6 protein-coding genes are annotated in these 4,407 nt (G+C 69.2%); 3 read left to right on the top strand and 3 right to left on the bottom strand.

Annotated elements, in window-relative coordinates; all coding sequences use genetic code 11:
• Nucleotides 1–279 (bottom strand): helix-turn-helix domain-containing protein (locus ABZU69_RS36870; protein WP_354968835.1); only part of this gene is annotated, 279 nt, incomplete at its 3' end.
• Nucleotides 280–493: 214 nt separating this feature from the next.
• Between ABZU69_RS36870 and ABZU69_RS36865 the strand changes: the two genes are divergently transcribed.
• Nucleotides 494–616 carry a hypothetical protein gene (locus tag ABZU69_RS36865; protein ID WP_354968834.1) on the top strand — a complete coding sequence of 41 codons (123 nt, stop codon included), beginning with the start codon at nt 494–496 and terminating at the stop codon, nt 614–616.
• A 597-nt stretch (nt 617–1,213) separates the two neighbouring features.
• Here the strand turns inward: ABZU69_RS36865 and ABZU69_RS36860 are convergent.
• Nucleotides 1,214–2,194, bottom strand: coding sequence for a hypothetical protein (locus ABZU69_RS36860; protein ID WP_354968833.1), 981 nt, complete (start codon nt 2,192–2,194; stop codon nt 1,214–1,216).
• Nucleotides 2,191–2,433 carry a VWA domain-containing protein gene (locus tag ABZU69_RS36855; protein ID WP_354968832.1) on the bottom strand — a complete coding sequence of 81 codons (243 nt, stop codon included), beginning with the start codon at nt 2,431–2,433 and terminating at the stop codon, nt 2,191–2,193. Before ABZU69_RS36855 ends, ABZU69_RS36860 begins: the two co-directional genes overlap by 4 nt.
• 405 nt (nt 2,434–2,838) lie before the next feature.
• On the opposite strand from ABZU69_RS36855, the gene ABZU69_RS36850 reads away from it, so the two are divergent.
• On the top strand, nt 2,839–3,267 hold the full coding sequence (locus ABZU69_RS36850) for an ADP-ribosylglycohydrolase family protein (protein WP_354968831.1): 429 nt from the start codon (nt 2,839–2,841) through the stop codon (nt 3,265–3,267).
• The gene (locus ABZU69_RS36845) at nt 3,212–4,234 is read left to right on the top strand and encodes an ADP-ribosylglycohydrolase family protein (protein ID WP_354968836.1); all 1,023 of its coding nucleotides are present in this window, start codon (nt 3,212–3,214) and stop codon (nt 4,232–4,234) included. Before ABZU69_RS36850 ends, ABZU69_RS36845 begins: the two co-directional genes overlap by 56 nt.
• The last annotated feature ends 173 nt before the right edge of the window (nt 4,235–4,407 follow it).

Raw genomic sequence — 4,407 nt, 5'->3', positions numbered from 1 at the left:
CCGCCAGCGGCGCACGGTGTCGATGGTGACGCCGTGACAGCGGGCGATCGCGGCGTTGGAGTGCCCACGAGCTGCGTCGTGCACGATCCGCGCGCGGATGACTTGCTGATAGCCGGCGGTATGGGAGTAGGCCAGGGCGGTAAGCCGCCGTCGTTCGCCGGCGGTCAGCGTGATGGGGCGTGCATGAGGGGCAGGCACCGGCCAGCTTCCATCGAGGATGACCTTGATTGAGGGCTGGCCGAGGGTGCCGGTGAAGCGCGCCGGGAGCCGATAGGACACGCCGCAGCGGCAGGATGTGACCTATGCCGGTCATTCCTGCTTCCACCAAGACCTCCCTGGCGCAGCGGCTGCGGGCGCACGCCAAGGCGAACTGGCCGCAGTTGGCCGCGGTGCACGTGCGCTACCACGGTCAGTTCGCCTACATCACTGGCGAGTTGACCGACGGCGACCAGCTGCCGCTGATGCGGCTGCGCTACGGCGGATCCGCCCACCGATGGGCACCGCCATCTACAAGGCCAGCAACAACACCTACGAAAGCCAGATCTGGTTCAGCGGCACCACCGAAGAAGCCCTCGACTTCGTCTGCGACGTCCTTGTCAGTCCCATCACTGGGTAACCGCATCCGAGCAGGGACCGTCAACCCCCGAAGGACTTACGAACTGGAGCACTTAGCGTCGCGCCCGGCTCTCGGCCGGTTCGCAGCTGTTCTGAACCTGGGTCCACCGCCACTTGTGAGGGTGCCGTGCCCGCCAACAGGTTCTAACGCGTCCGGCGGACGATGGATCATGAGCGGCGGCAGTCTAAGGTCGGCCTTTCGTGCAGTCCGGTGGACCTGGAGGTGAGGGTGTCGTTCATCCCAGGTTGTAACCTCGTCGCCTGCTGGCGCAAGTCCGGTCCGGGTAGGTGCCAGGAGGCCCGGTAGCAGGCTGGCGGCCTGGTCTGGAAGGGGTCTGCCGCGGTTGGCGAGTAGCAGGAGATGCTGCCCGCCGCCGGCACCTTACCGGCGCAGCCCGCCACGCCGCAGTCCACAGAGGGCGCGCGACTGGGGCAGCGACGGCATTGTGGCCATCACGGCCGTCGGTTGATGCCCGCAGTGCGTGGCCTGCTCACCCTGATCCACCCGCCCTCGAACGAATGGACTCACTGTCTCTGGCATCGACACAGGTTGCCTTCGGTCGTGAGCTCAACGCCGACGTGCGCAGCTGGTCTGCGGTCAGTTCGGCTCGCTTGACGGCGGGCGGGTTCGGCCGCGCTTGCCCGACTTGTACGCAGCGTCCATCGAGGAGTACTTCGCTGCTCGGGCGATCATTCCATGTTCGGTCTGGTCGGAGAGGTAGGCCAGGGCGGTTGCCTCTTCGGTCAGGTCGTCGTGCAGGTGGGCCGGCGCTGCGGGCAGGGCGTCGGAGAGGGCGTCCTGCGCGTGACGGATCTCGGCGAGCGCTGCGTCGGGGGCACCGGCGCTGAGGTGGCCGGAGGCGCGTCGTTTGGCCTGCTGTACCTGCAGGTAGATCAGTTCGGTGCGTACGGTCGGGTCAGGTACCCGTCCCGCGGCCTGGTCACCGGGGACGACGTTGACGTGCAGGGGCACGGTGATGGTGTGCTGGGCCAGCGTGGGTAACTCGACCCAGGTGAACTGGCAGGTGGCGACCTGGGCCAGGCCGAGGGTGGCGATGGCGGGGATGTCGAAGGTCAGCAGCAGTTTGCGGGTCTCGTCGGCGTAGAAGTTGCCGAGTTCGGCGAGTAGCCCGTCACCGGTGGTGGTCGCGGGCATGTCATTGACGATGTGGACCGCGCGTACGTGCGGTGAGGGCTGGATCAGCAGCGACGCTGCTTGGACGGTCTGGGAGAGCAAGCCCTCGACCTCGCCGGCGATGAGCGCGCCGGCGGTGTCGGCTTCCTCGGCGAAGAGTTCGTTGCCGGCCCCGCCGCGGGCGATCGCCGACATGAGCCGTTCGTCGTAGCCGAGTCCGTAGCCCAGCGTCGAGGTGGTGATGTTGTCAGCGTGGGCCTTGGCGGCGATGGCGCCCAGAGTGTCAGCGTCGGTGACGCCGGCGTTGGCGTGGCCGTCGGAGATGAGCAGCACGTTCGCTCCGGCCGGCCCGGCGATGCGGGCGGCTTCCTGCAGTCCGCGCAGGTAGCCGGCGGACAGGTCGGTGCTGCCGCAAGCGTCGAGCTTGGCGATCGCGCGTTTCACCGCCTGCTTGTCCGAGAGGGGCCGGCTGCGACCGCTACCTCGACTCGGTCGTCGAAGGCGACCAGCCCGAAGTTGTCGCCGGGATCGAGTTTGTCGATCAGGCCGAGCAGTGCGGTCTTCGCGCCGTCGAGGCGGCCACGGGCCATCGAGCCGCTGCGGTCGAGCACCACCTGCAGCGTGGATGCCGGGCGGGCGGCGGCGCGGGCCGACGCCGTGGGTGCGGTCAGTTCGACGAGCACGGACAGTTGGTCGTCGGTCTCGAGTGCCAGCAGGTCGACATCCAGATGTGCGGAGATTGCATGTTGCCTCCTTGGTGGCACGGCAGGGGTACCGAGCAGGGCTTGCCTTGCGGGACGGTAGTGAATCATCGCGGTGCGACATTCCGGCGGCCGCTGCTAGCCTCCGCTTCGCCAGGCGAACGATCGGCGGCGTGAGCGTGATAACCGCGCAGTGCCGATCCGGCGGGCGGCAAACCCGGCCGGGGTGAGGATGTTTCCAGCCGCGCTGTCGCAGTATGGTCGCCGGGCTGGCCCGGGCCGATGAGGGTGTGAGGAGTTGGCGAGGGTGGGGGAGTTGATGGCAGCGACTGTGCCGCTGGACGCGATCCAGAGCGACCGGGCTGCCGGGGTTCTCCTCGGGGCGGCATGCCGTACGAGTTCCAGCTGCCGCTCGCGGTCGGCGAGCAGCCGGTGATGCGCGGTGGGGGGCTCGGCCCGTACGCGCCTGGTGAGTACAGCGATGACACCCAGATGGCAGTGTGTATCGCAGAGGTATCCGCCACCGGGGCGGACCTGCGCACCAGCGACTCCCTCGACCGGATCGCCGGCAACTTTCTGCGATGGAGACGGGAGGGCGCCAGCGACATCGGGGTGCAGACCCGGCAGGTCCTCGACGCGGTCTCCCACCTGAGCGGAGCGGGCATCGCCGCTGCGATGCGAGACGCAGCCGCAGAGCTGCACCGGAGAACCGGCCGCAGCGCGGGTAACGGGTCCCTGATGCGCAACCGCGCCGGTTGCGCTGGCCTATCTCGGCGAGCCGGAGGCGCTCGCCGAGGCCGCCCGGGCGGTCAGTGAGCTGACCCATCACGATCCCCTGGCCGCGGACGCGTGTGTGCTGTGGTGCGCGGGGATTCGCCGGGCGGTTCTCGACGGGACGTTCGACGGCGTACGCGAGGGTCTGGACCTGCTGCCCGCAGGGCGGCGTGACCAGTGGTCGGGCTGGTTGGCTGAGGCGGAGTCCAAGCCGCCGGAGCAGTTCCGTCCCAACGGGTTCGTGGTCGCGGCGTTGCAGGCCGCCTGGTCGGCGATCACCCACACCGACGTGCCGGAGCACAATCCGGGCCACGGGAGTTTTCCCTGCCAGCATCTCGAACGCGCTCTGGCGGCGGCGGTGCGTGTCGGCGACGACACCGACACGGTCGCGGCGATCGCCGGGGCGCTGCTGGGCGCACGGTGGGGCTCTTCCGCGGTGCCCCAGGCCTGGCAGCGCGTCGTTCACGGCTGGCCGAACAAGCGTGCGGCGGACCTGATCCGCCTGGCCTTGTTGACGGCCCACGGCGGCCAGGCCGGCCAGGGCGGTTGGCCGGGCTGCGCTCACGCGCCGCGACCTGCGGTTGCACCGTTGATGCTGGCGCATCCGCACGATCCCGGGGTGATCCTTGGCAACCTTCACACCGATGCGGCCTCGGCGGGCGCCAGCGCGGTGGTCTCCCTGTGCCGCGTCGGCTGCGACGACTTCGACGACGTGGCTGACGGCAACTGGGTGTCGGTGTGGCTTGTCGACCAGCCCGGCGCCAATGCGCAGCCGCACTTCGTGGTCGATCAGGCCGCCCGGATGGTGCTCGAGTTGCGTAAGGAGGGGCATGTGGTGCTGCTGCACTGCGCCGCCGGTCAGAGTCGCACGCCGGCGGTCGCCGCCCGCTACACGACCTTGACCACCGGCATACCGGCGCGCTCCGCGCTGGCCGAGCTGCGCGGGCTGCTCGACACGCATGGCTGGACACTCAACCCGGAACTGCGGCAGGTCGTCGAACAGCTGTAACCGGCACGCCGCGGCTGCGCTTGCCGGACCCGGTGCCGTCGCGGCACCGTGCATGCAATGGGTGAGTTAACGCTCCAGTGAAGTGATCTCAACAAGATTCGGGTAGGTAGCGGTACTCGAAGTGCGTGAGATGAAGTGCGGCGCGGACGGTCGCGCCCATTCTGCCGGGGCTG

The organism is Micromonospora sp. NPDC005206 (assembly GCF_040608175.1).
GTDB lineage: Bacteria > Actinomycetota > Actinomycetes > Mycobacteriales > Micromonosporaceae > Micromonospora.
This window is presented reverse-complemented; position numbering and strand designations above follow the sequence as displayed.